At 53.3% G+C, this 15470-nt stretch carries 15 protein-coding genes; all 15 read left to right on the forward strand.

All coding sequences use genetic code 11. The annotated features are described in order from the left end of the window. The first annotated feature begins 460 nt into the window (after positions 1-460). The 15 genes from ACFO4L_RS08810 (at position 461) to rlmB (ending at position 15467) form a co-directional block, all read left to right on the forward strand. Positions 461-934, forward strand: a complete 474-nt coding sequence (locus ACFO4L_RS08810) for a CtsR family transcriptional regulator (protein WP_377909320.1) — start codon at positions 461-463, stop codon at positions 932-934. Positions 935-947: 13 nt separating this feature from the next. Continuing rightward, entirely contained in the window at positions 948-1496 is a 549-nt protein-coding gene (locus tag ACFO4L_RS08815; RefSeq protein WP_377909321.1) for a UvrB/UvrC motif-containing protein, read from the forward strand. Further along, positions 1493-2590 carry a protein arginine kinase gene (locus ACFO4L_RS08820; protein ID WP_377909322.1) on the forward strand — a complete coding sequence of 366 codons (1098 nt, stop codon included), beginning with the start codon at positions 1493-1495 and terminating at the stop codon, positions 2588-2590. The genes ACFO4L_RS08815 and ACFO4L_RS08820 overlap by 4 nt, the downstream gene beginning before the upstream one ends. Beyond that, a complete protein-coding gene (clpC, locus tag ACFO4L_RS08825) occupies positions 2587-5034 on the forward strand; it encodes an ATP-dependent protease ATP-binding subunit ClpC (protein WP_377909323.1) in 2448 nt (815 codons plus the stop codon). The genes ACFO4L_RS08820 and clpC overlap by 4 nt, the downstream gene beginning before the upstream one ends. 138 nt (positions 5035-5172) lie before the next feature. After that, complete coding sequence (locus ACFO4L_RS08830) at positions 5173-5379, forward strand: hypothetical protein (RefSeq protein WP_377909324.1); 207 nt, start codon at positions 5173-5175, stop codon at positions 5377-5379. A 117-nt stretch (positions 5380-5496) separates the two neighbouring features. Then, complete coding sequence (gene radA / locus ACFO4L_RS08835; RefSeq protein WP_377909325.1) at positions 5497-6903, forward strand: DNA repair protein RadA; 1407 nt, start codon at positions 5497-5499, stop codon at positions 6901-6903. Continuing rightward, entirely contained in the window at positions 6878-7960 is a 1083-nt protein-coding gene (disA, locus tag ACFO4L_RS08840; protein WP_377909326.1) for a DNA integrity scanning diadenylate cyclase DisA, read from the forward strand. Before radA ends, disA begins: the two co-directional genes overlap by 26 nt. A gap of 89 nt (positions 7961-8049) precedes the next feature. Then, complete coding sequence (locus ACFO4L_RS08845; RefSeq protein WP_377909327.1) at positions 8050-9156, forward strand: PIN/TRAM domain-containing protein; 1107 nt, start codon at positions 8050-8052, stop codon at positions 9154-9156. 32 nt (positions 9157-9188) lie between these two features. Then, entirely contained in the window at positions 9189-9896 is a 708-nt protein-coding gene (ispD, locus tag ACFO4L_RS08850; protein WP_377909328.1) for a 2-C-methyl-D-erythritol 4-phosphate cytidylyltransferase, read from the forward strand. After that, a complete protein-coding gene (gene ispF, locus ACFO4L_RS08855) occupies positions 9893-10372 on the forward strand; it encodes a 2-C-methyl-D-erythritol 2,4-cyclodiphosphate synthase (RefSeq protein ID WP_377909329.1) in 480 nt (159 codons plus the stop codon). Before ispD ends, ispF begins: the two co-directional genes overlap by 4 nt. A gap of 63 nt (positions 10373-10435) precedes the next feature. Continuing rightward, positions 10436-11896: a glutamate--tRNA ligase gene (gene gltX, locus ACFO4L_RS08860; protein ID WP_377909330.1), complete on the forward strand. Its 1461-nt coding sequence runs from the start codon at positions 10436-10438 to the stop codon at positions 11894-11896. 325 nt (positions 11897-12221) lie between these two features. Further along, on the forward strand, positions 12222-12887 hold the full coding sequence (epsC, locus tag ACFO4L_RS08865; RefSeq protein ID WP_168004275.1) for a serine O-acetyltransferase EpsC: 666 nt from the start codon (positions 12222-12224) through the stop codon (positions 12885-12887). Positions 12888-12895: 8 nt separating this feature from the next. Continuing rightward, positions 12896-14302 (forward strand): cysteine--tRNA ligase, encoded by a 1407-nt coding sequence (gene cysS / locus ACFO4L_RS08870; protein WP_377909331.1) that lies wholly within the window; start codon positions 12896-12898, stop codon positions 14300-14302. Positions 14303-14316: 14 nt separating this feature from the next. Next, the gene (locus ACFO4L_RS08875) at positions 14317-14718 is read left to right on the forward strand and encodes a Mini-ribonuclease 3 (RefSeq protein WP_377909387.1); all 402 of its coding nucleotides are present in this window, start codon (positions 14317-14319) and stop codon (positions 14716-14718) included. Continuing rightward, entirely contained in the window at positions 14715-15467 is a 753-nt protein-coding gene (rlmB, locus tag ACFO4L_RS08880; RefSeq protein ID WP_168004277.1) for a 23S rRNA (guanosine(2251)-2'-O)-methyltransferase RlmB, read from the forward strand. The genes ACFO4L_RS08875 and rlmB overlap by 4 nt, the downstream gene beginning before the upstream one ends. Positions 15468-15470 lie beyond the last annotated feature (3 nt).

A 15470-nucleotide genomic window follows, 5' to 3' on the forward strand; every position in this document is an offset into this window, starting at 1 on the left:
CCGGAGGGTGTCTCCCGGAACCAGACCCTGGTTCCCGGGCGGCACCCTCTTTTTTTGCGTTCTTCGATTTTTCTTCGTACCATGATGCCAGATAATCAGCGCATTGTGCTCCAGATCCTGTTCTTTTTCTTTTGTTAAAGCCGGTCACATCTTGCGTGGACCTCGTCAATTCCCTTATTACGATTTTTTATAAAAAACGCTTGGCTCGCGCCATTCGATGCCTTACGGCGCAGCTTCCTATCAATCCAATCCAAACGTTAAAAACGACGATTAATAAGCGACTGAATGTGGAATAGAAAGAAACGGCTTCATCCATCCGACGGTGGCTGCATGTTTGTCTGAACGTCTTAGTTGTGTTTTAGACGGTTCTTTTATATAATTATAGTCAAATATAGTCAAAGTCAGATAGTGTGCATATATCACCGGGTGTCTGCCTGGCACGAAAGAGAGGGATGATGCCATGAGGAATATTTCAGATGTAATTGAGAAGTATTTAAAGCAGATAATAGAAGGAAATGAGCAGGCTTTAATTGAAGTTAAACGTAGTGAGCTGGCCGACCAGTTCGACTGTGTCCCCTCCCAAATTAATTACGTGATCCGTACGCGCTTTACCGAGGAAAAAGGGTACGTCGTGGAAAGCAAACGCGGAGGAGGAGGCTACATCCGAATCATTAAGGTGGAACTGACCGATCACGTTGACTTATATGACAGGCTGATTGAATTAATCGGCACTCAGCTCAGCCAGCAGGCAGCCGAGGGGATTATTGGCCGGCTGGAAGAAGAGGAAGCCGTCACAGGACGGGAGGCAAAGCTGATGAAGGCCGTCATGGACCGGGAAGTGCTCACAGTTCCGCTTCCTGCACGCGACCAGCTTCGTGCGAAGCTGATGGTGGCATTAATCAGAACGTTAAAGTATAAATTATCGAACCTGTGAAGGAGGGATCTGCATGCTTTGTCAAGAGTGCGGGGAACGCGAAGCATCCCTTCATTTTACGAAAATTATAAACGGGGAAAAAACCGAATTTCATATTTGTGAGGTATGTGCCAAGGATAAGGGTGAGTATCTGCCTGGCGGCAAAAGCTTTTCGATTCATCAGCTTCTGTCGGGACTGCTTGATGCGAACCAGCCTTTTTCCCAGACTGCCAAGCAGCGCTCCACGCAGAAACCGCGGCCGCAGCTGCGATGTGAGTCATGCGGCATGACGTATAAGCAGTTCGCTGACATTGGCCGATTTGGCTGTGCGGACTGTTACCAGTACTTCGACAAGAAACTCGATCCAGTACTTAAGCGCATCCATGGAGGCAATTCTGCACACGGCGGAAAAATTCCAAAGCGCAGAGGGAAGGACATGCACGTTTACCGGGAGATTGAGACACTGAAACAGCAGATGCAGGAACAAATTGAGGCAGAGGAATTCGAACAGGCGGCAGAGACACGGGATAAAATCCGCAGCCTGGAGGAAACCGTTCAGAAAAAGGGAGGTGATGCATCATGACGCTTCAGTCTTTTATGAATGATGCGATCAGTCCCTGGATGAAAAACGAGGGACCGGAGGCGGACATCGCGATCAGCAGCAGAGTCCGTCTGGCGCGAAATCTCGCGGACGTTCCATTTCCGATTGTGGCAAAGGAAGAGCAGCTGCGGTCGATTTTGGAACAGACGAGTGCTGTCTGCCACGAAACAAACCGCGATCCGTTCGGGCCGTTTTCTCTGCTGCGAATGGAAGATCTGAGTGATAATCAGAAGCGCGTGCTCGTGGAAAAGCATTTAATGAGTCCGAATCTGACAGGCGAAGCCGCCGGGCGCGGTCTGCTGCTGAGTGAGGATGAATCGATCAGTGTGATGGTCAATGAAGAGGATCATTTCCGCATCCAATGTCTGCTCTCCGGATTTCAGCTGGAAGAAGGGTTAAAGCATGCGGAACTGATAGACGACTGGCTTGAAGAAGAGCTTGATTTCGCCTTTGATGAACGAAGAGGGTATTTGACTTCCTGTCCAACCAATGTTGGCACCGGGCTTCGTTCATCGGTTATGATGCATCTTCCGGCGCTCGTGCTGACGAACCAGCTGAACCGGATTTTGCCTGCGATTAATCAGCTGGGACTCGTCGTACGAGGAATTTACGGCGAGGGCAGTGAAGCGCTCGGTAATTTGTATCAAATTTCCAATCAGACGACGCTCGGACAGGGAGAAGAAGAAATCATTAAGGACCTCAGCAGCGTCGTTTCCCAGATGATTCAGCATGAGCGTGCAGCACGTGAACAGCTGGCGCAGAACTCGCTGCTGAAGCTGGAGGACAGGATATACCGTTCCTACGGAGCCCTGCTCTACAGCCGCACGATGGAAACGAAAGAAGCGATGGAACGATTGTCGGACGTACGGCTCGGCATCGATATGGGTATTATTGAGCAAGTAAAGGGAAGCATTTTAAACGAGCTGATGGTGATGACGCAGCCCGGCTTTCTGCAGCAGTATGCAGGGGCAGCGCTCTCCGCTTCCGAGCGTGACCAGCGCCGAGCCTCTCTCATTCGGGAACGGCTGCAGATGGAAGAAGAGACAGATAATAATGATGGAGGTGCAAGTAGATGATGTTTGGACGATTTACGGAAAGAGCCCAGAAGGTATTGGCCTTAGCGCAGGAAGAAGCAGCGCGTCTCGGCCACAGCAATATAGGAACAGAGCATATTTTACTCGGTCTGGTTCGGGAAGGGGAAGGAATCGCAGCAAAAGCGCTGACCGGCCTCGGCCTCGGTGCTGAAAAAATTCAGACTGAAGTGGAAAACCTGATCGGCCGCGGAGAAGAAGTAACAAAGCAGATTCATTACACTCCGCGAGCGAAGAAAGTCATTGAGCTGTCTATGGATGAGGCACGAAAGCTTGGTCATTCCTATGTCGGTACAGAGCACATCCTGCTCGGCCTTATTCGTGAAGGAGAAGGTGTGGCAGCGAGAGTGCTTAATAACCTCGGGGTCAGCCTGAACAAAGCCCGACAGCAGGTACTGCAGCTGCTTGGAAGCAGCGAGGCAAACAATCAGCAGCAGCAGGCAACCTCCGGAGCAGCAAATGCAAGCACGCCGACGCTTGACGGTCTCGCCCGTGACTTAACGGCCATTGCTAAAGAGGAGCAGATCGACCCGGTTATTGGGCGGTCAAAAGAAATAGAGCGCGTCATTCAGATCCTCAGCCGCCGCACCAAGAACAATCCGGTGCTCATTGGGGAGCCGGGTGTTGGTAAAACAGCAATCGCTGAAGGACTGGCGCAGCAGATCGTCAATAATGAAGTGCCGGAGATTCTCCGTAACAAGCGGGTTATGACGCTCGATATGGGAACGGTTGTAGCCGGAACGAAATACCGAGGTGAATTTGAGGACCGCCTGAAAAAAGTGATGGAGGAAATCCGTCAGGCCGGAAACGTCATCCTGTTTATCGATGAGCTTCATACGCTGATCGGGGCAGGCGGCGCAGAAGGCGCGATTGATGCCTCCAATATTCTGAAACCGTCGCTGGCACGCGGTGAGCTGCAGTGTATCGGTGCGACGACACTGGATGAGTACCGTAAATATATTGAAAAGGACTCTGCGCTTGAGCGCCGTTTCCAGCCGATTCAAGTAAACGAGCCGACGGTGGAAGAATCGAAGCAGATTCTATCCGGTCTTCGTGACCGCTATGAAGCCCACCATCGTGTCAAAATCACCGATGAGGCCATTGATTCTGCAGTCACGCTGTCGGACCGCTACATTTCCGACCGCTTCCTTCCGGACAAAGCAATTGACCTGATCGATGAAGCGGGATCCAAAGTGCGCCTGCGTTCGTACACCGCTCCGCCGAACCTGAAGGAGAAAGAGCAGGAGATGGAGGAGCTTCGCAAGGAAAAGGATGCAGCCGTGCAAAGCCAGGAGTTCGAAAAAGCAGCCTCGCTGCGCGACAATGAGCAGAAGCTGCGCGAAGAGCTGGAGTCTTTGAAGGATAAATGGAAAGAAAAGCAAGGGCAGGAAAATTCGGAAGTAACAACCGAGGATATTGCTTCCGTCGTAGCTACCTGGACCGGGATTCCGGTGAGCAAGCTGGCAGAGGAAGAGACGGACCGTCTGCTGCGCATGGAAGAAATTCTTCACGGACGTGTTATTGGTCAGGATGAAGCAGTTACGGCCGTATCCAAAGCGGTACGCCGCGCCCGTGCCGGCCTGAAAGATCCGAAGCGACCGATCGGCTCCTTTATTTTCCTTGGACCGACCGGTGTCGGTAAAACGGAGCTCGCCCGTGCTGTCGCCGAATCCCTCTTCGGTGACGAGGATGCGATCGTGCGAATCGATATGTCCGAATACATGGAGAAGCATACGACGAGCCGTCTTGTCGGTTCACCTCCAGGGTATGTCGGCCATGAAGAAGGCGGCCAGCTGACAGAGAAGATCCGCCGCAAGCCGTACTCCGTTATTCTGTTGGACGAGATCGAGAAGGCACACCCGGAAGTCTTTAACATTCTGCTTCAGGTGCTTGAAGACGGGTTCCTTACAGACTCCAAAGGGCGGCGCGTGGACTTCCGTAATACGGCGATCATCATGACGTCCAACGTCGGAGCAAGCGTGCTGCGCCAGGAGAAGAGCCTTGGCTTTACGGCTCAAAAGGAAAGCGAAAAGTACCAGGACATGAAGGGCAAAGTGATGGGCGAGCTTAAAAAGTCGTTCCGTCCAGAGTTCCTGAACCGGATCGACGAAATCATCGTCTTCCATTCGCTTGAGAAGCAGCACATTAAGCAGATCGTGACGCTCATGGCTGATGCACTGAAAAAGCGTCTTAAAGAGCAGGGCATTGAGTTTGAGCTGACGGACGCAGCGAAGGCGAAAATCGCTGACGAAGGCTTCGATCCGGAATATGGAGCGAGACCGCTCCGCCGGGCCCTTCAAAAAGAAGTGGAAGACCGCCTCTCCGAGGAGCTGCTGAAAGGCAACATCTCGAAAGGGAAAAAAGTAAAGCTCGGTATTCGCGACGGTGAGTTTTACGTAACGACTGCCGAAGCAGAAGAAACGGTGTAAAATCTCTATACGAGAACGATGTCCCGGACCGGAATCCGGGGCATCTTTTTTACCGTTTTTTAGCAGCGGCAGGAAGCGCCGGGCGGTGTGTCGAAGGAGAAACTATAGAGAAGCCACAGCCTGGGAAAGGGGATTTTCGTGATTCAGCGACTCCAGCTTTCACTTTTAGCACTGGCCGCAGCTTTCGTTGCAGGACTTTTCATTTACAGACTGTTCGTATCTGCCGCCGGATTTGGGATTAATTTTTATATCATTGTCCTCGTTTTGTATGTGCTGATTGAACTGACGGCCTTCCCGCGTAAAAAGAGGCCGAAGCGGAAAAAAGAAACGACCTTTAACCCGTAGCGGCTGCTGCGGGTTAAAAACAGGGATATACCGGCTTTTTAGGCGTGAGAGGCGCGCTCACGCCTGATTTCATGCTAAAATAAAGGGCAGGAGATAAAACGGCAAAGGAGGACACATATGGCCAAGCAGAAGACGAAATTTGTTTGTCAGGAATGCGGGTATGAATCTACAAAATGGATGGGAAAATGTCCGGGCTGTCAGCAGTGGAATACGCTCGTGGAAGAAATGGAAGCAGCGCCGAAAACGAAGCGGCGCGGATTTGTGACGTCTGACGGGCCGAGAAAAGTAAAGCCTGAGCCAATCACGAAGATCGAACGCCGGGAAGAAGCGCGCAGCAGCACTCACATTGACGAGTTGAACCGGGTGCTGGGCGGCGGAATTGTACCGGGGTCTCTGGTGCTTGTCGGCGGGGATCCGGGAATCGGGAAATCGACGCTGCTGCTGCAGGTGTCGGCTATGCTTGCCTCTCATAAGAAACGCGTTTTGTACATATCGGGAGAAGAATCTGTCAGGCAGACGAAGCTGCGGGCAGATCGTCTTGGAATCGAGGAGGATGAACTGCTCGTTCTCGCTGAAACGGACGTGCAGGTCATTGAACGTGTCATCGAGGAAATGGAGCCGGCTCTTGTGATCATTGACTCCATTCAAACGGTTCATTTAGAGGATGTGACGAGTGCACCGGGGAGCGTCTCGCAGGTGCGGGAATGTACGTCATCCTTTATGCGTATTGCCAAAACGAAGGGGATTGCCATCTTTCTCGTCGGCCACGTGACGAAGCAGGGAGCCATTGCCGGACCTCGTATACTCGAGCACATGGTCGATACGGTGCTGTATTTTGAAGGAGAGCAGCATCATACGTACCGTATTTTAAGGGCCGTAAAAAACCGGTTCGGTTCAACGAATGAAATCGGTATTTTTGAGATGAAAGAAAGCGGACTGGAAGAGGTGCTGAATCCTTCTGAAATCTTTCTCGAAGAGCGGTCGGCCGGAGCTGCAGGCTCTGCTGTTGTCGCCTCGATGGAGGGCACGCGAACGGTTCTCGTAGAAATTCAGTCGCTCATTTCTCCAACAAGCTTTGGAAATCCTCGGCGGATGGCGACAGGCGTGGACCATAACCGGATTTCGCTGATTATGGCCGTACTGGAAAAGCGGGTCGGCATGATGCTGCAGAACCAGGATGCGTATATTAAAGTGGCAGGCGGCGTCAAGCTGGATGAGCCGTCGATCGACCTCGCGATCACCGTCGCGATTGCATCAAGCTTCCGGGATGTACCGACCGAGCCGGGAGATGTCATCATCGGGGAAGTGGGACTAACCGGCGAAGTCCGCCGTGTCTCCCGGATTGAACAGCGTGTTCAGGAAGCGGCCAAGCTTGGATTTACGAGGGTGATCGTCCCGGCGAAATGCCTGGAAGGATGGGAGCCCCCGAGCAGCATACAGGTAACCGGTGTCCGCACGGTAAGCGAGGCGCTGGAAGTGACGTTAGGAGGGAAGACGCGTGGAACACCATCGTTCGAGCTATGACGAAAACTTTATAAACGATGTACTCAGGCTCGTCGCGCCGGGTACGAAGCTCCGGGAAGGCATTGATAACGTGCTCCGGGCAGGCACCGGCGGACTCATCGTCCTCGGATACAATAATGAGATGATGAACATTGTCGACGGCGGCTTTTTCATCAACACCGATTTTTCACCGGCCTACTTGTATGAGCTGGCCAAGATGGACGGAGCGATTATTTTGAGCGAGGACGGGAGCCGCATTCTCTATGCCAACACCCAGCTTGTGCCGGATAATACGATTGATTCTACCGAAACGGGGATTCGTCACCGGACAGCACAGCGGGTAGCCCGGCAGACCGGGAACCTCGTCATCTCGATTTCCCAACGCCGGAACGTCATCACGCTCTACCAGGGTGCCTACCGCTATGCGCTCAAGGATATCGGCGTGATCCTCACTAAAGCGAATCAGGCCATTCAAACGCTGGAGAAATATCAGTCCGTCCTGGATCAGAGCATCACGAATTTAGGGGCGTTGGAGTTTGAGGAGCTTGTAACGTTTTCGGAGGTTTCGCAGGTGATGCACCGGATCGAGATGGTGCTTCGCATCAAGGGAGAAATTTTAAACTACGTCAACGAGCTCGGTGATGAAGGAAGACTGATCTCGATGCAGCTCGAGGAGCTTGTCATGAACACCGAGCAGGAGGCACTGCTTCTAATCAAGGACTACATGAAGGAAGCCGACTACAGCCCGAAGGAAACGCTGCGCAAGCTGAAGCGGCTGAGCAACGAAGAGCTGCTCGATGATAACGTCATCGTGAAGCTGCTCGGCTACAGCAAAATCGTCAATCTGTCTGAATATCCAATTGCTCCGAGAGGATACCGGGTTTTAAGCAAAATTCCGCGGCTGCCGGTGATGGTTATTGAAAACCTGATCAGCCGGTTTGAACAGCTTCCGCACATTACGCGGGCCTCACAGGAGGAGCTGGATGACGTGGATGGCATCGGGGAAGCGCGGGCGAAAAAGATTAAGGACGGATTAACTAGGCTGCAGGAGCAGCTGTTCATCGACAGGCACATTTAACGGGTAAAATATGTAAATAGTTGTGAAACGGTCCGCTTTTGGTTCAGCGGAGATGTTTTTGTCTATATTGATGATAAGGAGGTGATAACATGCTGCATAAAATAGTACAGCTGGTGATCGTGTTTATCGGCGGGGTGCTCGGTTATTTGTTTATGCCGGACTTAATTGCAAGCCTGCCGTTTGAACAGCTGCCGGAATGGTCAACAGGCGCGTTATTCGGGTCTCTGCTAGGTGCAATCATTCTCTTTTCTTCTCTTTATTGGTTCACCGATAACATCGTCCACTCCATTCGGTATGTTGAAGAATCCCTGATGAAATATCCCGTGACAGATCTGTTGTTTGGATCGATGGGCCTGTTTGTAGGACTGGGTCTTGCCTACTTGATCACCGTGGCGCTGATCAGCCTGGAAATTCCGATCGTAAGCTCTGTTGTGCCAATTCTCCTGACGCTCTTTATGGGGTATCTCGGTGCGCGGATCGGGTTCCAGAAGCGCGAGGAGCTCATGGGCCTGTTTACACTCGGGCGCACGGCGCAGAATAAGAGTGAGAAGAAGCTGGAAGATAATGCGGAGGAACAAGCAAACCGCTACCGGTTGAAAATCCTCGATACGAGCGTCATTATTGATGGAAGAATTGCAGATATCTGCAGCACCGGCTTTCTCGAAGGAACGCTGCTTGTACCTGAGTTTGTACTGGAAGAGCTGCAGCACATCGCTGATTCTTCGGACGTGCTGAAGCGGAACCGCGGCCGGCGCGGGCTGGATATTTTAAACAAAATGCAAAAAGAGCTCGACGTGGAAGTAGAGATTTACGAGGGCGACTTTGACGATATTCAGGAAGTGGACAGCAAGCTCGTTAAACTGGCGAAGCTGCTGGACGGCTTTGTCGTTACCAATGACTTCAACCTGAACAAAGTATGCGACCTGCAGGGTGTCGCGGTGCTGAACATTAACGATCTTGCCAACGCCGTCAAGCCGGTCGTCCTGCCTGGTGAAGAAATGCCGGTGCAGGTGATCAAGGATGGCAAAGAGCAGAATCAGGGCATTGCCTATCTTGATGACGGCACGATGATCGTCGTGGAAGGCGGCCGGAACCACATCGGCGAAACAATAGAGGTCATCGTTACCAGCGTGCTGCAGACGTCAGCCGGACGCATGATTTTTGCCAAGCCGAAGCCGGTGGAAAAGGCCCTCTGAACCTAGACTGAGTTTGAAGAAGGAAGATGCAGATGCAAACGTACCAGACCGTACTGCTTGCTGCCGGCCAGGGCCGGCGCATGCAGGCAGGACGAAACAAACAGTTTCTGAGTATAGCCGGCGACCCCCTTCTCCTGCACACGCTTCGTGTGTTTGAGGAGGATTCGCTGTGCACGGAAATCCTGCTCGTCATTAACAAGCAGGAGGAAGCGGACATCCGCCGCATGCTGAGCTCGTGGCACGGCTTGACGCCGATTCGCTACGTGGAGGGCGGCAAGGAGCGGCAGGACAGCGTTCGTGCCGGCATCCGCGCAGGCGCAGAGTCCGGTGACGGATCTGGTCTGGTGTTTATTCACGATGCCGCCCGTCCGTTCGTCAGGCAGGAGCAGCTGCACCGGCTTGCTGTTCGCACAGCTGAGCACGGCGCGGCAATTCTGGCCGTAAAGGTAAAAGACACCGTAAAGGAAGTGCGAGACGGCATCATTGAAAAGACGACCGACCGCTCTCTGCTCTGGGGCGCTCAGACGCCGCAGGCATTTCGCTACGAGGTGATACTGGATGCTCACCAGGCTGCAGAAGATGGAGAATGGATCGGCACGGATGATGCAAGCCTTGTTGAGCGCAACGGCGGCAGCGTGGCGATTGTGGAAGGTGATTACGAAAACTTTAAAGTGACGACTCCGGAAGACCTCGTCTTTGCTGAGGCGGTCATCCGTTATCGAAAGGAAGCGTTGGAATGAGGATTGGACAAGGATTTGACGTACACCAGCTTACAGAGGGGCGCCCGCTTATCTTAGGCGGCATTGACATTCCCTATGAAAAAGGACTGGCCGGACACTCGGACGCCGACGTGCTGCTCCACACCGTAGCAGATGCGGCTCTTGGAGCAGTTGCGGAAGGAGATATTGGCCGCCATTTTCCGGATACGGACCCGGCCTTTGAAGGAGCGGATTCAGCGGAGCTGCTCCGGCACGTATGGGGGATCATTAAGCGGCACGGCTACCGGCTCGGCAACCTCGACTGTACCATCATGGCCGAGAAGCCGAAGATGGCTCCGTACGTGCCGCAGATGCAGGCACGAATTGCGGAACTGCTTGAAGCAGATCCAGGCCAAGTAAACGTGAAAGCGACGACGACAGAAAAGCTCGGATTTACCGGACGCGGAGAGGGCATTGCCTCCCAGGCGGTAATCCTGCTTGTACCCGAAAAGGGTTAAAGCCTGATGCCAGGCATGATAAAATAGGAAAAGATGCTATTGAGAGAGGAAGGGATCACGGATATGAGCAACGACATCCGCGTGCGGTTTGCACCGAGTCCGACCGGTCACCTCCATATTGGAGGGGCACGCTCGGCATTGTTCAACTACTTATTTGCACGCCATCACGGAGGCACATTCGTTCTCCGGATTGAAGATACCGATCAGGCACGAAACGTGGATACGGCCACTGAAAAACTGATGGAAAGCCTGAAGTGGCTCGGCATCGACTGGGACGAAAGCGTCGATAAAGGCGGAGAATACGGTCCTTATAAAAGCATGGACCGTCTGGAGCTGTATCAAACCTACGTGGACCAGCTGCTGGAATCAGGGAAAGCCTACCACTGCTATATGACGCAGGAGGAGCTTGAAAAAGAGCGGGAAGAGCAGCGCGCCCGTGGAGAGACACCAATGTACAGCGGCCGCGACCGCAACCTTACTGACGAACAGAAGCGGGCATACGAAGCTGAAGGACGGAAGCCTGTCGTCCGTTTTCTTGTACCGTCCGACCAGGAAATCGTCGTACAGGATGAAGTCCGCGGCGACGTGACGTTTGACTCGAACGGAATCGGAGACTTTGTTATCGTGCGCCAGGATGGCATTCCAACGTACAATTTTGCGGTAACGATCGACGACCACCTGATGAAAATCTCACACGTTATCCGCGGTGAAGAACATTTGTCGAATACACCGAACCAGGTGCTGCTGTATGAAGCGCTCGGATTTGAAACGCCGGTGTTTGGCCATGCGTCGCTCATTTTGAACCAGGATCGTCAAAAGATGAGCAAGCGTGACGAGTCGATCATTCAGTTTGTGGAACAGTATCGGGAGCTTGGCTACATGCCGGAGGCGATCGTGAACTTTATCGCCCTGCTCGGCTGGTCTCCAGGCGGCGAAGAGGAAATGCTGTCGCTGAAGGAACTTGCAGAACAGTTCCGTCTCGACCGGGTGATCAAGGCCCCGGCAGTGTTTGATACACAAAAGCTGGAGTGGATGAACAACCAGTATATGAAGCAGGCAGATCCTGACCGCGTCGTCTGGATGTCGCTCCCGCATCTCGTCAAAGCAGGACGGCTGCCGGAAAACATGAGCGAGCAGCAGCGCCACTGGGCATATGATCTGATTACGCTTCATCAGGAAAAAATGAGCTACGGTGCGCAAATTGTAGAGCTTACAGAGTTGTTCTTTAAGGAACAGATCGATTATAATGAAGACGCAAAGGCTGTGCTCGATGAAGAGCAGGTGCCGGAGGTTCTTGATGCATTCCGGACGAAGGTGAAAGAACTTACGTGGGAGCCGGATGCTGTCAAAGCCGCATTGAAGGAAGTGCAGAAGGAAACCGGGCATAAAGGCAAGAAGCTGTTTATGCCGGTGCGCGTGGCTGTTACAGGCCAGATGCACGGACCCGATTTACCAAAAACGATCGTTCTGCTCGGCCGTGACAAGGTGCTGAAGCGCCTCGACACGCTGCTGGCAGATGCATAATTAAACAAGACCGTCCCCGGACGAAGTACAAACAGACGCTTTCCCAGAGAGATCCGCCGCGGCTGGAAGCGGATCAGGCCGTCAGTTTGGAAATGCACCCGGATCACCGTCAACGGTCGAAGCGGAAAAAAGCGGGAGGCATCCGTGCCTTCAAGCAGAGTGGAACCGCGCTTTTACAAAGCGTCTCTGTGCCAATGCGGCACAAAGACGCTTTTTTTCATCGGAGGATCAGATGATCGTCTGGACAGAGAAAGACGGCCGCACGCCGTACCGATTAACAGGCGCATGCAGCCTGAAGTGCAAGTAGCGAGAGGAGGGAATGCCGGTGTTTACCACGCTGAAAAATGATGTCGATGTCGTCCTGGAGCGCGACCCGGCCGCGCGCAACAGGCTGGAAGTAATCATGACGTACTCCGGTGTGCATGCCGTCTGGGCGCACCGTGCCGCGCACTGGCTCTGGAAGAAGAAGCTGTATTTTTTCGCCCGCTTTTTATCGCAGGTCAGTCGTTTTTTTACCGGAATTGAAATTCATCCCGGCGCGACGATCGGCCAGCGCCTGTTCATTGACCACGGGATGGGCGTTGTCATTGGGGAAACGTGTGAAATTGGAGACAGCGTTACCATTTTTCAAGGGGTAACGCTCGGCGGGACCGGAAAGGAAAAAGGCAAGCGCCACCCCACGCTGGAGGATCACGTGCTCGTCGCCTCCGGTGCGAAAGTGCTCGGATCAATGCGCATCGGAAAGCACTCGCGGATCGGAGCCGGCTCCGTTGTACTGAAGGAAGTGCCGCCGAATTCAACGGTCGTCGGTATTCCGGGACGGATTGTCGTCCAGGACGGCATCAAGGTGGATGATGATCTTGACCATATCAACCTGCCCGACCCTGTCGCAGATAAGTTCAGGCAGCTGGAAAAAGAAATGATCCGGCTTAAGCGGGAAGTGCGCGAGCTGAAGCACGAAAAAGAGGAAGCAGAAAAAAGGAAGGTGTGAGCCAGCATATGGCGATTCAGCTTTACAATACCCTGTCACGAAAGAAAGAAACGTTTGAACCGATCGAGTCCGGCAAGATTAAAATGTACGTCTGCGGTCCGACCGTTTACAACTATATTCATATCGGCAATGCACGCCCGGCTGTCGTGTTCGACATGGTCCGCCGCTATTTTGAGTACCGGGGCTACGAGGTGCAGTACGTATCCAACTTTACCGATGTCGACGATAAAATCATTAAAGCAGCGGAAGAAATCGGCGGCGACGTGATGGAGATCGCCGAACGTTTCATTGATGCGTACCATGAAGATACAGCTGCACTCGGCGTCAAAAAAGCCGATCTGCACCCGCGGGTAACAGATACGATGGATGATATCATCACGTTTATCCATAAGCTCGTTGAAAAAGGCTATGCCTACGAATCTCAGGGAGACGTCTATTTCCGCACTCGCCGCTTTGACGGCTACGGGAAGCTTTCGCATCAGTCCATTGACGACCTGCAGGCAGGAGCCCGCGTCGACGTTGGCGATAAAAAAGAGGATCCGCTCGATTTCGTCCTCTGGAAAACAGCAAAGCCGGGAGAAATTTCATGGTCGAGTCCATGGGGCGAAGGACGCCCGGGCTGGCACATTGAGTGCTCGGCGATGGTGAAGAAGTATCTCGGTGATACGATCGACATCCACGCCGGCGGCCAGGATTTATCGTTCCCGCACCATGAGAATGAAATTGCCCAGTCTGAAGCACTGAACGAAAAGCCGATGGCCAACTACTGGATTCACAACGGCTATATTAATATTGATAACGAAAAGATGTCCAAATCACTCGGGAACTTTATCCTCGTTCACGACATCATCCGGACATTTGACCCGGAAGTCGTGCGCTTCTTTATCGTAAACGCGCACTACCGGAGCCCGATTAATTTCAGCGACGAGCAGCTGCATACGGCGGCCGCCTCGCTTGAGCGGATCAAAACGACGTATCAGAACGTGCAGCACCGCCTTGAGACAGCAGCCGATCTCGGCCTGCAGACAGAAAAGTGGGAGCGGGTGATCGCGGAGCACGAATCACGTTTTACCGAGGCGATGGATGATGATTTAAACAGCGCCAATGCAGTTGCCGTTCTGTTTGACCTTGTCCGCCAGGCGAACCTGTACCTGCAGGAAAAGCAGACAGACACCTCCGTGCTGAAGGCGTTTCTCCAGCAGTTCGACGACATGGGATACGTGCTCGGCATGCAGCTGGGCACAGCGGAAGAGCTGCTTGATGAAGAAGTCGAGGCGCTGATAGCCGAGCGTGAACAGGCGAGAGACGATCGCGATTTCGCCCGGGCAGATGAGATCCGGGACGAATTAAAAGAAAAGCATATTTTGTTAGAGGATACACCGCAGGGCACTCGCTGGAAGCGGGGAGACGCATGAAGCTGAATGAAACGATCCGCGAGCCTGAGCAGCTGAATGCTCTGGCGCTCGCCTACATGGGAGACGGCGTATTCGAAACCTACGTCCGCTATCGGCTGCTCGTTAAAGGCGGCGTAAAGCCAAATCGTCTTCATAAAGCAGCGACAGCCTATGTATCAGCGAAGTCCCAGTCGCGCATTCTGGAAAAACTGTATGAACAAAATGTGCTGACGGAGCAGGAAGAAGCGGTCGTCCGCCGCGGGCGCAATGCCAAATCGGGTACGATTCCAAAACATACCGAACGGTCCGTTTATCAAAGCAGTACGGCGTTTGAGGCGCTCATCGGCTATTTGTACGTGACCGGACAGGACGAGCGGCTGGATGAAATTGCGGCTGCTGCCCTGACAATTGCAGAAGGAAAGGAGGGAGCATCATGAAGGATACCGATTACGTCATTGGAAGAAACCCCGTACTGGAAGCCCTGCGGGGAGACCGTACGGTTCATAAAGTACTCGTGGCAGATACCGCAAAAGGACAGATCAGCCAGATTCAGAAGCTCTGCCGGGAGAAAAAGGTGCAGCTGCAGAACGTGCCGAAGCAGAAGATCGAGCAGATTGCCGGAAATGGAAAGGCTCATCAGGGGGTGCTGGCGTTTCTCGCCGCATTTGAATATGCCGACATGGAGACTCTGTTTGAGCGTGCGGAGAAAAAGAACGAAGCACCGTTCTTTCTTCTGTTGGATGAACTGGAGGACCCGCACAACCTCGGATCGATTCTCCGCACAGCGGATGCATCCGGTGCGCACGGAGTCATTATCCCAAAGCGCCGGGCAGCCGCCCTGACAGCGACGGTTGCCAAAGCATCGGCCGGTGCGATTGAATACGTACCGGTCGTGCGCGTGACGAACATGGCAAAAACGATGGATGAGCTGAAGGACCGCGGCCTCTGGTTTGTCGGAACGGACGCGTCCGGACGCGAGGACTACCGGAGCGTCGACCTCGACATGCCGGTCGGGCTTGTGATCGGCAGTGAAGGACGCGGCATGAGCAGGCTCGTCAAAGAAAAGTGTGATTTTCTCGTGCAGATTCCTCTGCTCGGCAAGGTTACTTCGCTGAATGCATCGGTCGCGGCATCGCTGCTGATGTATGAAGTATTCCGCCGGCGCACGGTAGCCGGGGAGGCATAACCG

Origin of the sequence: Bacillus daqingensis, from assembly GCF_042654445.1 — a bacterium.
In the GTDB taxonomy this organism is placed as follows: domain Bacteria; phylum Bacillota; class Bacilli; order Bacillales; family Salisediminibacteriaceae; genus Alkalicoccus; species Alkalicoccus luteus.

Coding starts and splice junctions, on each gene's coding strand:
- ACFO4L_RS08820 (WP_377909322.1), top strand. CDS start 1,493: ATGACGCTTCAGTCTTTTATGAATGATGCGATCAGTCCCTGGATGAAA.
- cysS (WP_377909331.1), top strand. CDS start 12,896: ATGGCGATTCAGCTTTACAATACCCTGTCACGAAAGAAAGAAACGTTT.
- ispD (WP_377909328.1), top strand. CDS start 9,189: ATGCAAACGTACCAGACCGTACTGCTTGCTGCCGGCCAGGGCCGGCGC.
- rlmB (WP_168004277.1), top strand. CDS start 14,715: ATGAAGGATACCGATTACGTCATTGGAAGAAACCCCGTACTGGAAGCC.
- radA (WP_377909325.1), top strand. CDS start 5,497: ATGGCCAAGCAGAAGACGAAATTTGTTTGTCAGGAATGCGGGTATGAA.
- ACFO4L_RS08845 (WP_377909327.1), top strand. CDS start 8,050: ATGCTGCATAAAATAGTACAGCTGGTGATCGTGTTTATCGGCGGGGTG.
- clpC (WP_377909323.1), top strand. CDS start 2,587: ATGATGTTTGGACGATTTACGGAAAGAGCCCAGAAGGTATTGGCCTTA.
- ACFO4L_RS08810 (WP_377909320.1), top strand. CDS start 461: ATGAGGAATATTTCAGATGTAATTGAGAAGTATTTAAAGCAGATAATA.
- ACFO4L_RS08815 (WP_377909321.1), top strand. CDS start 948: ATGCTTTGTCAAGAGTGCGGGGAACGCGAAGCATCCCTTCATTTTACG.
- gltX (WP_377909330.1), top strand. CDS start 10,436: ATGAGCAACGACATCCGCGTGCGGTTTGCACCGAGTCCGACCGGTCAC.
- ispF (WP_377909329.1), top strand. CDS start 9,893: ATGAGGATTGGACAAGGATTTGACGTACACCAGCTTACAGAGGGGCGC.